This is a genomic window from Mesorhizobium sp. M7A.F.Ca.US.005.03.2.1 (genome assembly GCF_003997795.1).
GTDB classification, from domain to species: Bacteria; Pseudomonadota; Alphaproteobacteria; order Rhizobiales; family Rhizobiaceae; genus Mesorhizobium; species Mesorhizobium ciceri.
In genome coordinates this window covers 1-16,152 of sequence record NZ_RZRP01000045.1, presented here as the reverse complement: position 1 = coordinate 16,152, position 16,152 = coordinate 1, and the positions used below count along the sequence as shown (strand labels likewise).

The following is a 16,152-nucleotide window of genomic DNA, read 5'->3' as shown; positions in this document are numbered from 1 at the left end:
GCCACCCGCTGACCGCGCGGCACATTCTCCATGGAGCTTGTAGCGAACGCATTGCCGGTTGCCCCTTGCGAGTAAAGCTTTCTGACGCCCGGAAGGCCGGAATAGATTGGTGATCCTGCAACGTCGTTGTTGGTGGGATTTGACCTTCCAGCATTCCCGATCGGCGCTTTGAAAGCTCTTGCGGGTTTGAACGTCATTGTCTTGGCAGGTTTGGACTTTGCCTTTCCAGTCGAAGCTGGAGGCGCCGGCTTGTCACCGGTCTCAGCCGTCAATGGCTTTGGCGTCACGACGGCTTGCTTTTCGTCAGGTTGCGGTGCGAGTTCTTGTTTGTCCGGCTGCTGTTTGTCGGTTTCCTCGGTCGCCTGCTTTTCCCCGCCTTGCGCGGGCTTTTCGTCCGGCGCAACGGTGGCCGGCTTCTCGTCAGGCTTGCTGGGGTCTGCCTTCTGCTGTGGCGTTGCAGCCGGGGCGGGCTCCGTCGGCGCGGGTGTCGGCGCTACGGGCGGCTTTGCAGCCTCATCCTTGGCCGGCGACGGCGTGTTGGGTTTAGCGCTGCTTCCGTCGAGCGATTTCTCCGGCCCGGTATCTTTCTGGCCGTACTGGAAAACGCGCTTCAGAACCTGGTCGTCTGGCGGTTTCGGCGGCGGCGGCTTTTGTTCAGGCGGCTTTTCAGCCTTCTTTTCAGGTGTCGGTTCCGGCGGCTTTGGAGCAGGTTTCGGCTTGGGCTTCTCGGGCGGCGGCACGATCGCGACATTGACGGGCTGTTCTTGCTGAACCGGCTGCTGCTCGGGTCTCGGCAGGCCATAGATCAGAAACGCCGCGATGAGCGCATGCAGGATCAGCGATGCGGGCAAAGCCCACAGCAAATGCCGCCGCCGTTCTCCTGTTTCGCCCTTCATCCGCACCGATGTGGAATGAAATAGCGGCGGCTTCAAGCATAGGTAGTGGATTGGCTTGATTTAACCGCTGACAGGTTGGTGATCGGATGACGACGCGCAGACCTCAGGTCAGCCAGTTTGCCGCTGGCGCGGGATCCCGTCCAGAAACCGTTCGTCCAGCCGTGTCTCGCCAAGCCAGTTCAGCCGGTTGATGCTGATGAAGCCGGCATCGATCGCGTCGTTCTCGTCGCCCGGCTGGCTGTCGTGAGCCCGCCCGCGCGGCACGGTGATGACCGTGCGGTCGCCGTCGCTCTCCACGATCTCGGCCTTGCGGGCGATCTTGTCGCGGCCGATGCGCGGCTGGCGGATTTCGGCCGGCAGCGAGGTCGGCAGGTTGATGCTCAGCCAATGACCCTCAGCGGCCCAGTCGGCGCGCGATTGCCACAGGGACACGATCAGCGCGCCAAGCCATTGGTCGTCGCCATCGGTGAAATCAGGATTTTTCACGCGTGAGAAGCCAATGGCCGGAACGCCCCAGAACGTCGCCTCCCGCGCAATGCCGAGCGTGCCGGAATAGGCAAGGTCCTCGGCAACGTTGCGGCCATCGTTGACGCCCGACAGCACAAGGCCCGGTTTCTCGGAATTGGCGAACAACCAGGTCATGGCGCTTACCACGCAATCGGCCGGGGTGCCGGAACAGGCGTACCAGTTCGGTTTGACGCGCCGCATGGTCAACGGCCTGGCAATCGTCAATGACGAGCCGGCAGCGGTGCGCTTGCCGTCGGGCGCGACCACCCAGACATCGCCGCTCAACGCGCTGGCGGCCGCGACCAGACGGGCAAGCCCCGGCGCTTCGATACCGTCATCGTTGCAGATCAGAATTCTCATCGTTTTCTTGCCTCCGACACCACTATGCACTGGCCGGTGCGGCACTGCGTGCGCAGCGACGGGATGTGGGTTTGCAGATCGCCGAGAAGGTCCGGCGTGCAGGAGTGACCGAGTGCCGCGGGACGGCCGGCCTTCTCCCAGATATCGACATTGCCCGACAGCGTCGGATGGGTCGGCATGCGTACCCAGTCCGCCCGACCGGCCTTGTGCAACAGATCGCCCGGCGAACCTGACGGCAGATGCCCGGTAAGCAGCACCGGAAAACCGGAATGGTCGGCACGCGGCAAGAGGCGCGACGATGGGCCGGCTTCACCCATGCCGTCATCCGCCAGCAGCGGCATGGACGGCAGGGGATCGGCATCGGTCCAGTCGGCTGCGTCTTGCAGGCGGCGGCGCAGCAACGTTGAAACGCCCGGCAACAGGGCTGCCGTGGCGCCGATCTGCGCTTCCAGGGACGAGCGCATGCCGGCATGGATCGCGAACGGCCCTGGCAAGGCCGCGATCAGCTCCAGCGACCGACCCGAGAGCGGCGTCGGCAAAAGACACCCGCCCGAATGCCTCGCAACCCATTGCGAGATTTCGCGCGCACGCGCCGCCCCCGGCACCGGATCGGCGCCGTAGGAAGCATCGAGGACAAGCAGGTCGCAGTGCGGGATGGTGTCCATGACGAAGACATTGCTGTCCGGCACCACATCGGCGGAATAGGCGACGCGGCTCTCGCCATCGTCGACGGCAAACCACACGCCGCCCACGACATGTCCGGAGCGTCCCGTCCGGATCGTAAGATTGCCGCTGTTCAACGTGTCGCCGGGTTCGAACAATTCGATGCGATCTTCGGGAAAAGGAAACCGCCTGAAATCCTCGGGCTCAGCATAGCCGGCGAGCGTGGCAGGCGCCTCGTCTCGGGTCTCGGCGGTCATGAAGATCGGACCGGCATAACCGCGCGACAGCAGCCAGCTCAGCGCGCCGACATGATCCTCATGCGCATGCGAGACGAACAGCGCATCGATGTCGGCGACCGAGCCGTTCAGCGCCGGATAGTAGTCCGCCCGCGAGGCGCCGACCTTGATGCCGACGTCGAGCAGGATGCGGTCCTTGCCGCTGCTGACAGCAAGGCTGGTGCGGCCCTTTTCGCCAAAGCCGCCGAGCAGGTCGAGCATCATCACGATGCCGCCCCCGCCGCCGGGATCAGCCAGCCGGAGCGTATCCGCAGGCGTGCCTGGGCTCCGCTCTCCAGCGCGACCGGATCGGGCTGTTCGAAATGCAAGGTGAGGTCGGGATTGGTCGAAGGCGTGAATTCGATGCGCGCCGAGCCACCCTGGTAGATCACCCGCTTGACCAGACCATCGAAGCCGGGGCCATCCGGCGACACGTCGAGATCGGCCGACCGGCAGCAGACCTTTGCCCCGGTTCGCGGCCGCTCGCCTGGCCGGCAGCGGACAATCAGTTCAGCGCCGAGAACGCGGACCTTGCAGTGCCCTCTTTCTTCCGCGCTCAACACATCCGCAGGCAGCAAAATGCCCTGCGAAATGAAGGAAGCCACCATTTCATTTGCCGGCTCATGATAGAGTTCGCGTGGCGTCGCCAGCTGGGCAAGACGCCCGCCATCCATCACCGCGATCCGATCGGCCAGCGCCATCGCCTCGGCCTGGTCATGGGTGATGTAGACGATCGTCGTGCCGGTGCGCTTGTGGAAGGACGCGAACTCGTCCTCCATCGAAGCCCTCAGATGCACGTCGAGATTGGCCAGCGGCTCGTCGAACAGAACCAACGAGGGCGCGGCGACAAGGCAGCGCGCCAATGCCACGCGCTGGCGTTGGCCGCCGGACAGATTGGCCGGCCGACGCTCGCCCAGCCCTTGCAGATTGACCAGGGCGAGTGCGTCTTCAACCTTCCGGCGCGCGACGGCCTTGTCGAGCTTCGCCACCTTCAGCGAATAGCCGATGTTTTCGGCGACCGTCATGTGCGGCCACAGCGCGTAGTTCTGGAAGACGATGCCGACGCGCCGCTTTTCCGGCGCGACGCTGCCGCCCTTGCCCGACACGACCTCGCCGCCGATGCGGATCTCGCCTGACGTCACCTTCTCGAATCCGGCAACGAGCCGCAGCAGCGTGGTCTTGCCGCAGCCGGACGGCCCGAGCACTGCCAGGAACTCGCCGTCGCCGACATCGATCGATACGTCCTTGACGGCATCGAAATTGGCGAAGCTCTTGGTCACATTGTCCAGGCTCAATCGCGCCATGGCAGCACTCCGGTCGGAAGGTAGGGGGCAAGCAGATTGGTCACCAGCATCAACAGGAAAGTGACCGCCACAGTGATGACGGACATCGCCGCCGCATAGTTGGAATCGCCGCCCTGCTCGAAGGAAAACATCACGACACCGATCGTCTCCGACCCGGACGACCACAGCAGCGCCGAGACGGTGAGTTCGCTGAGCGCCGTCATGAAGATCAGTAGCCCGCCGGCGATCGCCGCCGGTGCCACCAGCGGAAAGATGATCGTGCGCATGCGCGTGAACAGCCCGGCGCCGGCCACTTGCGCCGCCTCCTCCAGCGCCCGGTCGATCTGGTGATAGCCGCTGATGGTCGGCCGCAATGCCAGCACCAGGAAGCGGGCGAGATAGGCGTAGAGGATGATCCAGACGGTGTTGTAGAGCTGGATGCCGGTCAGCGGGATCGGCCGCAGGAACATGAGCAGCGAGGCGATCGCCAGCACCACGCCGGGCAAGGCATAGGGCAGCTCCACCGACAGATTGAGCAGCCGCACCCAGCGCTGCTTGCCCCAGGCGATCAGATAGCCGATCGGCACGGCGACCAGGACCGCGAAGAAGGCCGCCGCGATCGACAGCCAGAAGCTGTTGAAGAAAGCCCTACTGGCGGCATCATGCTCGAACAGCACGAAGCGATAATTGTCGAGCGTCGCCGTCTTGGCGGTGAGCGCAATGCCGTAGCCCGGCACCAGCGATGTCAGAACCAGCCCGAACAGCGGCAGGACCAGCACCACGATGATCAGCAGCCACATGCCGGCCTGCACGGCGGGCCGCCAGCGGCCGAGCTCATAGGGCTCGGCCGGAAGCGACGTGGAGCTGATGCGATAGTCGCGGCGGCGGCTCATGATCTCCTGGGCAAGGATGCCCGCCATCGCGATAATGCCGATCAGCACCGACAGGAACGCGGTTTCGCCGAGCACGGCGGGGCCGCCGCCGGCCAGCTTCTGATAGATCAGCGTCGGCAGCACGAGATAGTTGGCGGGAATGCCGAGAAAGGCCGGAATGCCGAAATTGCCGACGCATGAGACGAAGGCAAGAGCAGCGGCCGCCATGATCGACGGCGTCATCAAGGGCAGCACGATGGTGACCAGCACGGTGAACCAGCCGGCGCCGCCCGCCCGCGCGGCTTCGACCAGCTCGCGCGGCAGCTTGCGCAGCCCGGCGCGCACCAACAGGAAAACCAGCGGGCCATACTGCACGCCGAGCAGCAGGATGATGCCCGATGTCGAATAGAGCGGGTTCCTGGTACCGAGCGGCGGTGCCGCCCCAAACAGCTTGAGGAACGGGCTTGCCGGGCCGAACAATTGCAGCCAGGCCAGCGCCGTCACCTGCGGCGCGATCATCAACGGCATGACATAGCAGAGCACTAGGGCACTGCGGCCACGGATATCGGTCAGAGTGACGAGGACGGCCACCAGCGTTCCAGACAGCACCGCAAGCAGGGTGCCGCCGATACCGACGACCAGTGTGTGCCAGGTGGCGATCCAGGTCGCCGGACTGGCGAGCCCCGCCTTTATCGCGACGGTCGACAGCGTGCCGCCGGGCGCCACGATCTCCTTGATCAGGCGCAGCATCGGCAGCAGGGAAAGCAGGACGATGACGATGGCTACCGCCGCCGTCAGGACCATTTCCTGGCCCCGGCTTTCCCTGATCCGTGTTGACATGATTGCGTTCCTGGGGTCGATCAGCCGATGCGATCGGGGTTTTGCCCGTCAGGGATACCGCTGGGACGGCACCCCTGACTGGATTGCCGGCTCAGCCGCCGAACAATTCCGAGAACTTCGCCTTGTCGGCGTCGGTTTTGGCGACGATTGCCTTGGTGTCGAACGGCATCACCTTGACCTTGACGCCTTCCGGCAGCCATTCGGGGCGGCCGACCGAGGCACGCGCCGGCAGATAGCCCATCGAAAGCGCAAGCTTCTGGCCGTCATCGGAAAGAATGAAGTCGACGAACTTCTTGGCGCCGTCGACATTCCTGGCGGTCTTCATGATGGCGACCGGTTCGGTCACTGCCGGCACACCTTCCGAGGGGAACACGAACTCGACCGGGGAACCCTTCTTCTTGGCGTTCATCGCCATGAAGTCGACCAGGATGCCATAGGGCTTTTCGCCCGATGCCACCGACTTCAGCACCGCACCATTGCCGCGCACGCTGACGGTGTTGTTGGTCTTCAGCTTCTGGAAGAAATCCCAGCCATAATTGGCGTCGCCGACGAAGCCTGAAAGCAGGTAGGCGGCGGCACCCGAATAGAGCGGGCTCGGCATGACCAGGCCATCGGCGTAGGCGGGCTTGGCAAGATCGGCCCAATGCTGCGGCTTCTCGGTCGCCGCCGTGTTGTAAACGATGCCGGTGGTGATCAGCTTGCTGCCGAAATAGGTCTTGTCGGCATCATAGGCATCCGCCTCGATGCCATCGAGCTTTGCCTCGGGATAGGGCAGTAGCCGGTCGTCCTTCTTCAACAGCTCCATCGAGACCGCATCGGCGATCAGAAGCACGTCGGGCTGCGGGCTGCCGGCGGCAAACTCGGCCGCCATCTTGGTCAGGATGTCGCTCGTTCCGGAGCGATAGATATTCACATCGATACCCGGCTGCGCCTTCTTGAAGGCATCCACGGTCTTGGCCGCGTCGGCTTCCGGCTGGGACGTGTAGAGCGTCAGTGTTTCGGCGTTTGCCACGCCGGCAAACAAAGTTGCTGCGAGCGCCAGCTGGCTGGCCAGCAGCTTGATGAAGTGCGTCTTCAATGAGACCTCCTGTCTTTCTGTGCATGACCGGTCCGGCTCTGGCCGGCTCCCCGTCTCTTCCTCCCTGCACGGCGCATATGACTGGTGGATGACACAGCGCGTGAAACCCACAAAATATGTTCATATGTACGATGTCAATTACAAATGAACAGAAATGTGCGACAATCGACACGCCGCAGATCCGGCATCAGTTGACATCCGGCCGGTATTTCCTTGATGAGCACCGGTCAGGCCACGGCTCATGAGGGACAGGAACCGATGACCACAGAAAAACCCAGACAGGCTCGCCTGCCGATGGTCTCGTCGGACCTTACCGTCAAGACGGCATGGCTCTACTATGTCGAAGGTTTCACCCAGGAACAGATTGCCGAAAAGCTCGATGTCTCCAGGGTGAAGGTCATGCGTACGCTGGCCTCCTGCACCGCCGAGGGCATTGTCGTCACCATGATCAACGCGCCGACCGCCGGGCAGGTGGCGCTCGAGCGGGGACTGGAAAAGCGCTGGGGTCTGAATGCCGCCGTCGTCATCCCGACGCCTTCGGCGCATGACCATCTGGAGAAAGCCATCGGCCATGCCGTCGCGGCCTATCTCGGCGAGCAGATGCAGGACGGCATGACGCTCGCCATCGGTGGCGGCGCGACCCTGCATGCCAGCCTCGGCTTCCTTGCCCGCCGGCAGTTGAAGCGTGCCTGTGTGGTGGCGCTCGTCGGCAGCCTGCCGCACTCGCAATGGATCAATCCGTCCATCGTTGCCGCCAAGGTAGCCGATGTCTTCGAGGTCGACAGCTACCAGATCACCGCGCCGGTCACGGTCGACAATCCCTCGCTGCGCGATCTCCTCTGGGCACAGCCGACCCTGCAGGATGTGCGCCAACGCGCGGCCGCCGCCGACATCGCGCTGCTCACCGTCGGCGACATGTCGCCCGACGCCACCATCTTCCGGCATGGCATCGTTCCGTCATCGCTGATCGCTCCGTTGAAAGCGAAGGGCGCGGTCGCCAACATGCTGTGCTATTTCGTCGATGCCAATGGCCGTTTGGTGGACCACGAGGTCAACGGGCGTGTCATGGCCATCGATCTCGATGTGGTCGGCCAGGTGCCGAATGTGGTTCTCGCCGCGGGCGGCAAGCGCAAGGTCGCGGCGATCCTCGCCGCACTGAAAGCCGTCGACACCAATGTGCTGATCACTGACAGCGATACCGCCACGGCGCTGCTTGCCAAGGGCGGTTAGATCAGCCCGCGCTCGCGCAAAAAATCCTCGACGCCGACATGGGTCATGGATTCGAATTCGGCGATCGCCTCGGCCACCCGCTTGCGCTGCGCCGCCAACAGTGTGAACACCTGCTTCATCTCGCCGGAAACACCAAAACGGCTCCACCGCTCGGCGATATGCGTGGGCAGACCGATGTCGGCGCAGAACGCGTCCAGACTGTCATAGCCGAGGCTGGCGACGAGCTGCCTGGTCTCCTCCGCCGACATGCGAGGCTCGAAGGCGTGGTCGTGCAGGCGCTGCGCCACCAGCTTGATGTCGGATGGCGACGCACCCATGACCTTGCCGAACAGGGTTTTGACGTCAGATGGGTCGAATGCAGGCATATTTGGCCTCCCTGGATCGCAATCCAGATAGAACATGGGTCAAGGGTCAGCGCCTGACAAGTCGTTTCTGTCGCAAGCCGGCGCATCAGTCGGCGCCGGCTTCTGCTTGGTGGATCAGACCAGCAGGCCCATCGGATTTTCAAGGAGGTTCTTGAAGGCGACCAGCAGTTCGGCACCCAGCGCACCGTCGACGGCGCGGTGGTCGGTCGACAGCGTCACCGACATCACGGTGGCTATTCTGATCTCGCCATTCTTGACCACCGCCCGCTCCTCGCCGGCGCCGACCGCCAGGATGGTCGCGTGCGGCGGGTTGATGACCGCGGCAAAATCCTTGATGCCGAACATGCCGAGATTGGACACCGCCGTGGTGCCACCCTGATACTCTTCCGGCTTCAGCTTGCGGCTGCGCGCGCGACTGGCCAGATCCTTCATCTCGTTGGAGATGGTGGACAGCGTCTTTTCGTCGGCATGCCGAATGATCGGTGTGATCAGGCCGCCGGGGATCGACACCGCAACGCCGACATCGGCGTGCCTGTGCTTGACCATGGCGCTTTCGGTCCACGAGGCATTGGCATCGGGCACTGCCTTCAGCGCCATCGCCATCGCCTTGATGACCATATCGTTGACCGACAGCTTGTAGGCCGGTGCCTCGCCCTTGTCGGTCTTCTTCACCGGGGCTGCCGCATTGATGTGCGTGCGCAGCGCCAGCAGCGCATCGAGCTCGCAGTCGAGCGTCAGGTAGAAATGCGGAATGGTGGTCTTGGCCTCGACCAGGCGGCGCGCAATGGTCTTGCGCATATTGTCATGCGGGACAAGGTCGTAGGAGCCCTGTTCGAACAGTTTCAGGACCTGATCGTCCGACATCGCCTTTACCGGCGCGGCAGGAGCAGCAGCCGGCACGCCAGCCGGAGCCTTGGCGGCAGGCGCCGTCTGGGCGCCGCCACCGGCAATGGCCGCGTCGACATCCGCCCTCACCACCCGGCCATGCGGGCCGGTCCCAGATACGGTCGAGAGGTTCAGGCCGGCCTCACGGGCCAGGCGCCGGGCAAGCGGTGTTGCACGGCCGGCCGATGGCGATTGGCCGATCTCCCCCCTTGTGGGGGAGATGCCAAGTGGCGGCAAAGAGGGCAGGGCAGAGGGGTGAGTGACAGAATGAGACGTTGGCGCGACAGCGCCCTCCTCTGTCGACTTCGTCGACATCTCCCCCACGGGTGGGGAGATTGGCGCCTTGTCGTGCTTGGCCGCAGCAGCATCAGCCCCATAGGCCTCACCGTCGGCATAGATCCACGCCACGGCAGCGCCGACCGCAATATCGACACCCTCTTTGCCGGTGACATCGCGCAGGACGCCGCTGGCCGGCGCATCGATTTCCATCGCCGCCTTGTCGGTCTCGATCTCGAACAGCACATCGCCCTTCTTGACGTGCGCGCCCTCCTCGGCAAACCAGCGCGAGATCTGTCCAGTCGCCATGTCCATGTCGACCTTGGGAAGAATGACTTCGGTCGGCATATCTCAGCGAACCCCTTTCACGAGGTCGCGCGCGGCGGTGATAATGTCCGGAATTTGCGGCACCGTCGCCTTCTCGAGTTCCGGATTGTAGGGGATCGGCGTTTCGGCGCCGCCCAGCCGCACGATCGGCGCGTCGAGATAGTCGAACGCTTCGCTCTCGGCGATCATGGCGCTGACCTCGGCGCCGATGCCCAGCGTCTTGACCGCTTCGTAGACGCATAGCAGCCGCGACGTCTTCTTGACGCTGTCGATGACGGTCTGCTTGTCCATCGGCCGGATGGTCCGAAGATCGACGACTTCGACGTCGATGCCTTCGCTCTCCAGCACGGCTGCCGCGTCGAGCGCCTTCTGCACCATGATCGAGGTGGCGACGATGGTGAGATCCCGGCCCTCGCGGCGGATATCGGCCTTGCCGATCGGCACGGTGTAATAGCCTTCGGGCACCGGGCCCTTCAGCTTGTAGAGCAGCTTGTGCTCGAAGATCATGACCGGATCGGGATCGGCGACCGCCGCCAAAAGCATGCCCTTGGCATCATAGGGGGTCGCCGGCTGGATGACTTTCAGACCCGGCACATGGCCGAGCCAGGCTTCGAGGCTCTGGCTGTGCTGAGCCGCCGCACCGGTGCCGGAACCGGCGGGAAAGCGCATCACCACGGGAACCGAAACCTCGCCGCCCAGCATGAAGCGCATCTTGGCCGCCTGGTTGACGATCTGCTCCATGGCAAGCGTGGCGAAATCGGAAAACTGGAACTCGAAGATCGGCCGCATGCCGGTGAGGGCAGCGCCCACCGCGACGCCCGCGCCGCCCAGTTCCGAAATCGGCGTGTCGATGACGCGGTCAGCGCCGTAACGTTCGACCAGGTCGCCGGTGACCTGGAAGGCGCCGCCATAGACGCCGATATCCTCGCCCATCAGGAAAACGCGTTCGTCCATGTCCATGGCGATCGCCATGGCTTCCTGGATCGCCTGGGCGTAGCTCAGTTCACGCACCATCGCGTCCATCACGCCTGCTCCGTATACACGTAATTGCCGGTCTCGCTGATATCGGGCGATGGGCTCGCCTTGGCGAACTCGATGCCCTCGGCGATCTCTTGCGCCACGGCATCGCGAATGGCCTCGATGCCCTTGTCGTCGATGAAGCCGAATTCCCTGAGCTCGCTTTCGAACAGGGTGATCGGATCGCGGTTCGACATCCAGTCCTCGATCTCTTCCTTGGTGCGATAGCGGTTGCGGTCGCTCTTGGAATGGCCGCGATGGCGGTAGGTCTTGGACTCGATCAGCGTCGGCCCCTCGCCGGCGCGGGCTCGGGCAACAGCCTGATGAGACGCCTCGGCGACCTCGGAGAAGATGTTGCCGTTGACGATGACGCCCGGCATCGAATAGGCGGCGGCGCGCTCGGCGATGTTCTTGACCGCGGTCGAGCGGGCTGTCGATGTCGACATGCCGTAGCCATTGTTCTCGCAGACGAAAATGACAGGCAGCTTCCAGACCGCCGCCATGTTGAGCGCCTCGTGGAAAGCGCCTTCATTGTTGGCGCCATCGCCGAAGAAGGAGACCACGACCTTGCCGGTCTTCATCATCTTGGAGGACAATGCCGCCCCGACGGCGATCGGAATACCGCCACCGACGATGCCATTGGCGCCGAGATTGCCCTTGCCGACATCGGCGATGTGCATCGAGCCGCCACGGCCCTTGCAATAGCCTGTGGTCTTGCCGAAGAACTCGGCGAACATGCGCTTGACCTCGGCGCCCTTGGCAATGCAGTGGCCGTGACCGCGATGCGTCGAGGTGATCTGGTCATCCTCGGCAAGCGGCATGCAGATGCCCATGGCGCTGGCTTCCTGGCCGATCGACAAATGCATGGTGCCATGGATGAGGCCGCGCGTGTAGCACTCCTCCGCGCCCTCTTCGAAGCGGCGGATCAGGTACATCTTGTGGAGCACCTGCTTGAGCTGCTCGGCGCTGTACTGGCGGTAGACGAAGGGCAGATTGGCGCGACTGTCAGTGACGGCTTTGCTGGCTGTGGCCATGATCACGCTCCCACGGTCCCATAGACGAGCTTGTCCTGGCGAGCGCGCAGTTCGGCGATCTTGGAGCCCGCCGCGGGCGCTGCATTCGCATAGGTTATGAGTTCGCCCTTCTTGATCGGCGCGGTGACCGAGCCGCCCTGCAGCAGGCCGCAGGGAACGGCCTTGGCGGCGCGCGCCTCAGGCGTCGTCATGATCCAGGCGCGGTAGCAATATTCGCCGATCGCATCGAGCTTCTCGCCGGGCTTCATGTCCTTCTTGGCCACGGCGGCGACTTCGGCCACCGGCTTGGCCAGCGGCACCATGTCGGCCTTGCCGTAGAGCACGACGCGCGCGCAGGTCAGCGGCACCTCGAGCGAGGTCAGGTGATAGGGACGATGGAAAGTGAAATACGGGCCTTTGCCCATCTTCAGATCTTCCATGCGCTCGGAGATGCGCGGATGCGACATGTCGGCAACGACGAAGACGCCGGGCGCGACACCCTTGCCGATCGAATAGTCGACGACGCCGACCTTCGACAGAACGCCGCCATCCTTCTGCGGCACCAGCACCTTGGACAGTTCGCCAAGCGTCGCCGCCGGGCCATGCATGCCAGCCTTGTCTGGAACCAGGCCGGTGGCATTGGCGATTGCCGCCATCTCGACCATGGTCTTGGAGCCGTCGACGAATTCGACCAGCATGCGGACATTCATGTGCCGGCGCTTGGCTTCCTCCTCATAGTCCGGGGGAATGGCGTCGATGTTGAGCGGATTGTTCTTGCCCTTGCCGGCGGCAACGATCGGGTGACCCATGGCCGAGACGAACTCGATCAGCTCCATGCAGGAGGACGGCTCATCGCCGGCGCCCAGTGAATAGGTGACGCCGAGCCGGTCGGCCTCGCTTTTCAGATAGGCGCCGATGGTGACGTCGGCCTCGACATTCATCATCACCAGATGCTTGCCATGCTCCATGGCGCGCAGCCCGATCTCGGCGCCAACGGCGGGAACCCCGGTGGCATCGATGACGACGTCGATCAGATCATTGTTGATGACAAGGTCGGCGTCGTTGGTGACCGCCACCTTGCCGGCTTCCATCGCCGACGTCATAGCCGAAGCATTCGACACTTCGCGCGCATGCCCGGTTTCCTGGAAAGCGATATCGACGGCCTTGCTGGCAGCCGGCAGGTTCAGTTCGGAAATGGCGCCGATCTCGATGCCCGACATATGGGCGACACGAGTGACGATGTCGGTTCCCATCTCGCCCGAGCCGATCAGGCCGATGCGGATAGGCTTGCCCGACTTTGCGCGTTCCTCGAGATCGCGGGCAAGACCCGTCAACGAAACATTGGAAGCCATACCGCTCGTTCCTCCCATAATGCAGGCTTGTTCGATTGCCTGACGGGTATTGAACATCTGTATTTCTGTCAAGACTAATGTCCATATTCCCGTGCTTTTTCGGACACTTTCACCGTAGTCCGGCGGGACGAGAAAGAGGCTGGGAAACCCGATGCCGCGCAGTCGCCGTCAGTGCGCGGATGGGCATCGGTTGGGATCGTTCAGCTCAGCCAACGGCGCAGCCTGTTGCGCTGCCGTGCAATAGGCCGGCACATGCGACTGGCGGCATCTTGGCCCTCGCGGGAAGTCCTGCTCAGTGTCCCGCGAAGCCTGCCGGAGGCGGGCAACCCGCCGCGTCGATCGCAAAATCATGGAAATGCACGACCACGCCATCCGCATTGATTAAGATCACGGCATAGCCGGGTGCTTTTCTGCCAGCGGCACCAGCAGGCAAACGGAACGCTTGGATTACCCTCTACTGTGCCGTCCAGCCGCCATCCATCGGCAAGGTGGTGCCGGTGACCTGCCTGGCCGCGTCCGAACACAGGAACAGCGTCAGCGCGGCGAGCTCGTCGACGGTGACGAATTCCTTGGTCGGCTGGGCGGCGAGCAGCACATCGTGCTTGACCTGTTCCTCGGTCATGCCGCGCGCCTTCATCGTGTCGGGAATCTGCCTTTCGACCAGCGGCGTCCAGACATAGCCCGGCGCGATCGCATTGACGGTGACGCCGTCGAGCGCTGCTTCGAGCGCTACCGTCTTGGTGAGGCCCGCAATGCCGTGCTTGGCCGACACATAGGCCGACTTGAACGGCGAGGCGACCAGCGCATGCGCCGAGGCGGTGTTGATGATACGGCCCCATTTGCGCGCCTTCATGCCCGGCAGTGCCGCCTTGATGGCGTAGAACGCGGCGAGCAGATTGATGCGGATGATGGCTTCCCACATGTCATCGGGAAACTCCTCGATCGGCGCGACATGCTGGATGCCGGCATTGTTGACCAGGATATCGAGACTGCCGAAGGCAGCCTCGGCCTCATGCACCATGGCGCTGACCGCCGCGCCATCCATCATGTTGGCACCGGAATAGCGGCACTTGACGCCGAAATCCTTCTCGATGCCGGCGCGCTCCTGCTCGATGGCAGCCGCATCGCCAAGGCCGTTGATGGTGACATTGGCGCCTTCGGCGGCAAAGGCGCGGGCGATGGCCAGGCCGATGCCGCTGGTCGAGCCGGTGACGAGGGCGTTCTTCGAAGACAGGAAACCCATGATGATCTCGCAAGAGGTGGGAGGGAACGAACGGGGCCGCCTTTGTGCGCCGCACCATGACAGTGCCATAGCCATATGTCGGTGCGATTACAGGGTTGAGACGGCCGTCGACAGGCCTCTTGGGCGGCTGTCAGGCGGCTGACACGGCACTGTCATGGTGCCGTGCAACATAATCCGGAGCGCATTCGCGCAGTCATTCCTGAACCAAAATGGGGCTACAGCCTTGCAGATCGCCGATGTCGTGAAGCGCGCCTATGCGATGCCGCTGACCAACCCCTCCTTTCCGCCCGGGCCGTACCGTTTCTTCAACCGCGAATACGTCATCATCACCTACCGCACGACGCGCGAGGCGCTAGAGGCTGTCGTGCCGGAGCCGCTGGAGATCGACGAGCCGCTGGTCAAATACGAATTCATCCGCATGCCTGACTCGACCGGTTTCGGCGACTACACCGAGACCGGCCAGGTCATCCCGGTGCGCTACAAGGGCCAGCACGGCGCCTACGTCCATTCGATGTATCTCGACGACGACGCGCCGATCGCCGGCGGCCGCGAACTGTGGGGCTTTCCCAAGAAGCTTGCCAATCCCAAGATCGTGCATGAAGGCGAGGTCATCGTCGGCACGCTGCACTATGGCAGCGTTCTGTGCGCCACCGGCACGATGGGCTACAAGCACAAGAAAGCCGATCACGGCTCTGTCCTCGCTTCGCTGGCCGCGCCCAATTTCCTGATCAAGATCGTCCCGCATGTCGACGGCACGCCGCGCATCTGCGAACTGGTCCGCTACCACCTCACCGACATCACGCTGAAGGAAGCCTGGACAGCGCCCGCCGCACTCGATTTGCGGCCGCACGTCATGGCCGACGTGGCGCGGCTGCCGGTGCTCGACATCGTATCCGCCGTCCACTTCACCGCCGATCTGACGCTTGGGCTGGGCGAAGTGGTTCACGATTATCTCGCCGACCGCACCTGAGCTGCACAAGCCTTTCAGAGCCCAAACAGAAGTCGGAGACCAAAGCCGTGCTCGAACGCAATCGCAACAAGGAGGCCACCGCCACCATCGCGGAGATCTCGGCGCAGTATGACCGCGTCGCGCTGGTGTTTCAGGGAGGCGGCGCGCTCGGCGCCTACCAGGCTGGGGTGTACCAGGCATTGGCAGAGGCCGGCTGCGAGCCGAGCTGGCTTTCCGGCGTATCGATCGGCGCCATCAATGCGGCGATCATCGCCGGCAATGAGTCGAGCCGCCGGCTGCAGCGCCTCGAGCAATTCTGGCAGACGATTTCGGGTCGCAAGATCTGGGCCTATACGCCGGAAGGCGACATCTACCGTGATATCCGCAATCGCACCAGTTCGTGGATGACCATGGTCATGGGGCAGCCGGGCTTCTTCAAGCCGCGCAATCCTAACCCCTGGATGGAGCAGCCCGGCGCCGAGGGCGCCACCAGCTTCTACGACACGGCCGAGCTGAAGGAGACGCTGCAAAGCCTGATCGACTTCGACATCCTCAACGACGGCAAGAAGCGGTTGAGCGTCGGCGCGGTCAACGTCCGGACCGGCAACTTCGTCTATTTCGACACCGACAAGGTCCGCATCGAACCGGAGCACATCATGGCCAGCGGCGCGCTGCCGCCGGCGTTCCCGTCGATCCGCATCGAAGGCGAATATTACTGGGA

15 protein-coding genes are annotated in these 16,152 nt (G+C 63.6%); 3 read left to right on the top strand and 12 right to left on the bottom strand.

Annotated features, from left to right (window positions below; translation table 11 throughout):
- The 6 genes from EN991_RS04685 to EN991_RS04660 form a co-directional block, all read right to left on the bottom strand.
- Positions 1 to 896, bottom strand: an 896-nt coding sequence (locus EN991_RS04685; protein WP_127368268.1) for a hypothetical protein, incomplete at its 3' end; no start/stop codon positions are given.
- 108 nt (positions 897 to 1,004) lie between these two features.
- The gene (locus EN991_RS04680) at positions 1,005 to 1,763 is read right to left on the bottom strand and encodes a 5'/3'-nucleotidase SurE (RefSeq protein ID WP_127368267.1); all 759 of its coding nucleotides are present in this window, start codon (positions 1,761 to 1,763) and stop codon (positions 1,005 to 1,007) included.
- Positions 1,760 to 2,926: an MBL fold metallo-hydrolase gene (locus tag EN991_RS04675; RefSeq protein ID WP_127368269.1), complete on the bottom strand. Its 1,167-nt coding sequence runs from the start codon at positions 2,924 to 2,926 to the stop codon at positions 1,760 to 1,762. Before EN991_RS04675 ends, EN991_RS04680 begins: the two co-directional genes overlap by 4 nt.
- Positions 2,926 to 4,005: an ABC transporter ATP-binding protein gene (locus EN991_RS04670; RefSeq protein WP_127368266.1), complete on the bottom strand. Its 1,080-nt coding sequence runs from the start codon at positions 4,003 to 4,005 to the stop codon at positions 2,926 to 2,928. Before EN991_RS04670 ends, EN991_RS04675 begins: the two co-directional genes overlap by 1 nt.
- Entirely contained in the window at positions 3,993 to 5,696 is a 1,704-nt protein-coding gene (locus EN991_RS04665; RefSeq protein ID WP_127368265.1) for an iron ABC transporter permease, read from the bottom strand. The genes EN991_RS04670 and EN991_RS04665 overlap by 13 nt, the downstream gene beginning before the upstream one ends.
- A gap of 91 nt (positions 5,697 to 5,787) precedes the next feature.
- Positions 5,788 to 6,774, bottom strand: coding sequence for an ABC transporter substrate-binding protein (locus EN991_RS04660; protein WP_024503709.1), 987 nt, complete (start codon positions 6,772 to 6,774; stop codon positions 5,788 to 5,790).
- 258 nt (positions 6,775 to 7,032) lie between these two features.
- Between EN991_RS04660 and EN991_RS04655 the strand changes: the two genes are divergently transcribed.
- Positions 7,033 to 8,004: a sugar-binding transcriptional regulator gene (locus EN991_RS04655; RefSeq protein WP_127368264.1), complete on the top strand. Its 972-nt coding sequence runs from the start codon at positions 7,033 to 7,035 to the stop codon at positions 8,002 to 8,004.
- Here the strand turns inward: EN991_RS04655 and EN991_RS04650 are convergent.
- The 6 genes from EN991_RS04650 to EN991_RS04625 all read right to left on the bottom strand — a co-directional run bounded on the left by EN991_RS04650 (position 8,001) and on the right by EN991_RS04625 (position 14,482).
- A complete protein-coding gene (locus EN991_RS04650; RefSeq protein ID WP_013529317.1) occupies positions 8,001 to 8,369 on the bottom strand; it encodes a hypothetical protein in 369 nt (122 codons plus the stop codon). The two genes, EN991_RS04655 and EN991_RS04650, sit on opposite strands and share 4 nt — an antisense overlap.
- A gap of 114 nt (positions 8,370 to 8,483) precedes the next feature.
- A complete protein-coding gene (locus EN991_RS04645) occupies positions 8,484 to 9,878 on the bottom strand; it encodes a pyruvate dehydrogenase complex dihydrolipoamide acetyltransferase (RefSeq protein ID WP_127368263.1) in 1,395 nt (464 codons plus the stop codon).
- 3 nt (positions 9,879 to 9,881) lie between these two features.
- The gene (locus EN991_RS04640) at positions 9,882 to 10,880 is read right to left on the bottom strand and encodes an alpha-ketoacid dehydrogenase subunit beta (RefSeq protein WP_127368262.1); all 999 of its coding nucleotides are present in this window, start codon (positions 10,878 to 10,880) and stop codon (positions 9,882 to 9,884) included.
- A complete protein-coding gene (locus EN991_RS04635) occupies positions 10,880 to 11,908 on the bottom strand; it encodes a thiamine pyrophosphate-dependent dehydrogenase E1 component subunit alpha (RefSeq protein WP_063169131.1) in 1,029 nt (342 codons plus the stop codon). Before EN991_RS04635 ends, EN991_RS04640 begins: the two co-directional genes overlap by 1 nt.
- A gap of 2 nt (positions 11,909 to 11,910) precedes the next feature.
- On the bottom strand, positions 11,911 to 13,239 hold the full coding sequence (locus EN991_RS04630) for an NAD(P)H-dependent oxidoreductase (protein WP_127368261.1): 1,329 nt from the start codon (positions 13,237 to 13,239) through the stop codon (positions 11,911 to 11,913).
- Positions 13,240 to 13,693: 454 nt separating this feature from the next.
- Entirely contained in the window at positions 13,694 to 14,482 is a 789-nt protein-coding gene (locus EN991_RS04625; protein ID WP_127368260.1) for a 3-hydroxybutyrate dehydrogenase, read from the bottom strand.
- A gap of 223 nt (positions 14,483 to 14,705) precedes the next feature.
- On the opposite strand from EN991_RS04625, the gene EN991_RS04620 reads away from it, so the two are divergent.
- Positions 14,706 to 15,452 carry an acetoacetate decarboxylase gene (locus EN991_RS04620; RefSeq protein WP_063169133.1) on the top strand — a complete coding sequence of 249 codons (747 nt, stop codon included), beginning with the start codon at positions 14,706 to 14,708 and terminating at the stop codon, positions 15,450 to 15,452.
- A gap of 47 nt (positions 15,453 to 15,499) precedes the next feature.
- On the top strand, positions 15,500 to 16,152 hold a 653-nt coding region (locus tag EN991_RS04615; RefSeq protein WP_206519151.1), incomplete at its 3' end, for a patatin-like phospholipase family protein.

What these genes read in the sequence shown, in the direction of transcription:
- EN991_RS04680 (WP_127368267.1), bottom strand. Translation starts at nt 1,763, where the DNA reads ATGAGAATTCTGATCTGCAACGATGACGGTATCGAAGCGCCGGGGCTT.
- EN991_RS04675 (WP_127368269.1), bottom strand. Translation starts at nt 2,926, where the DNA reads ATGATGCTCGACCTGCTCGGCGGCTTTGGCGAAAAGGGCCGCACCAGC.
- EN991_RS04670 (WP_127368266.1), bottom strand. Translation starts at nt 4,005, where the DNA reads ATGGCGCGATTGAGCCTGGACAATGTGACCAAGAGCTTCGCCAATTTC.
- EN991_RS04665 (WP_127368265.1), bottom strand. Translation starts at nt 5,696, where the DNA reads ATGTCAACACGGATCAGGGAAAGCCGGGGCCAGGAAATGGTCCTGACG.
- EN991_RS04655 (WP_127368264.1), top strand. Translation starts at nt 7,033, where the DNA reads ATGACCACAGAAAAACCCAGACAGGCTCGCCTGCCGATGGTCTCGTCG.
- EN991_RS04650 (WP_013529317.1), bottom strand. Translation starts at nt 8,369, where the DNA reads ATGCCTGCATTCGACCCATCTGACGTCAAAACCCTGTTCGGCAAGGTC.
- EN991_RS04645 (WP_127368263.1), bottom strand. Translation starts at nt 9,878, where the DNA reads ATGCCGACCGAAGTCATTCTTCCCAAGGTCGACATGGACATGGCGACT.
- EN991_RS04640 (WP_127368262.1), bottom strand. Translation starts at nt 10,880, where the DNA reads ATGGACGCGATGGTGCGTGAACTGAGCTACGCCCAGGCGATCCAGGAA.
- EN991_RS04635 (WP_063169131.1), bottom strand. Translation starts at nt 11,908, where the DNA reads ATGGCCACAGCCAGCAAAGCCGTCACTGACAGTCGCGCCAATCTGCCC.
- EN991_RS04630 (WP_127368261.1), bottom strand. Translation starts at nt 13,239, where the DNA reads ATGGCTTCCAATGTTTCGTTGACGGGTCTTGCCCGCGATCTCGAGGAA.
- EN991_RS04625 (WP_127368260.1), bottom strand. Translation starts at nt 14,482, where the DNA reads ATGGGTTTCCTGTCTTCGAAGAACGCCCTCGTCACCGGCTCGACCAGC.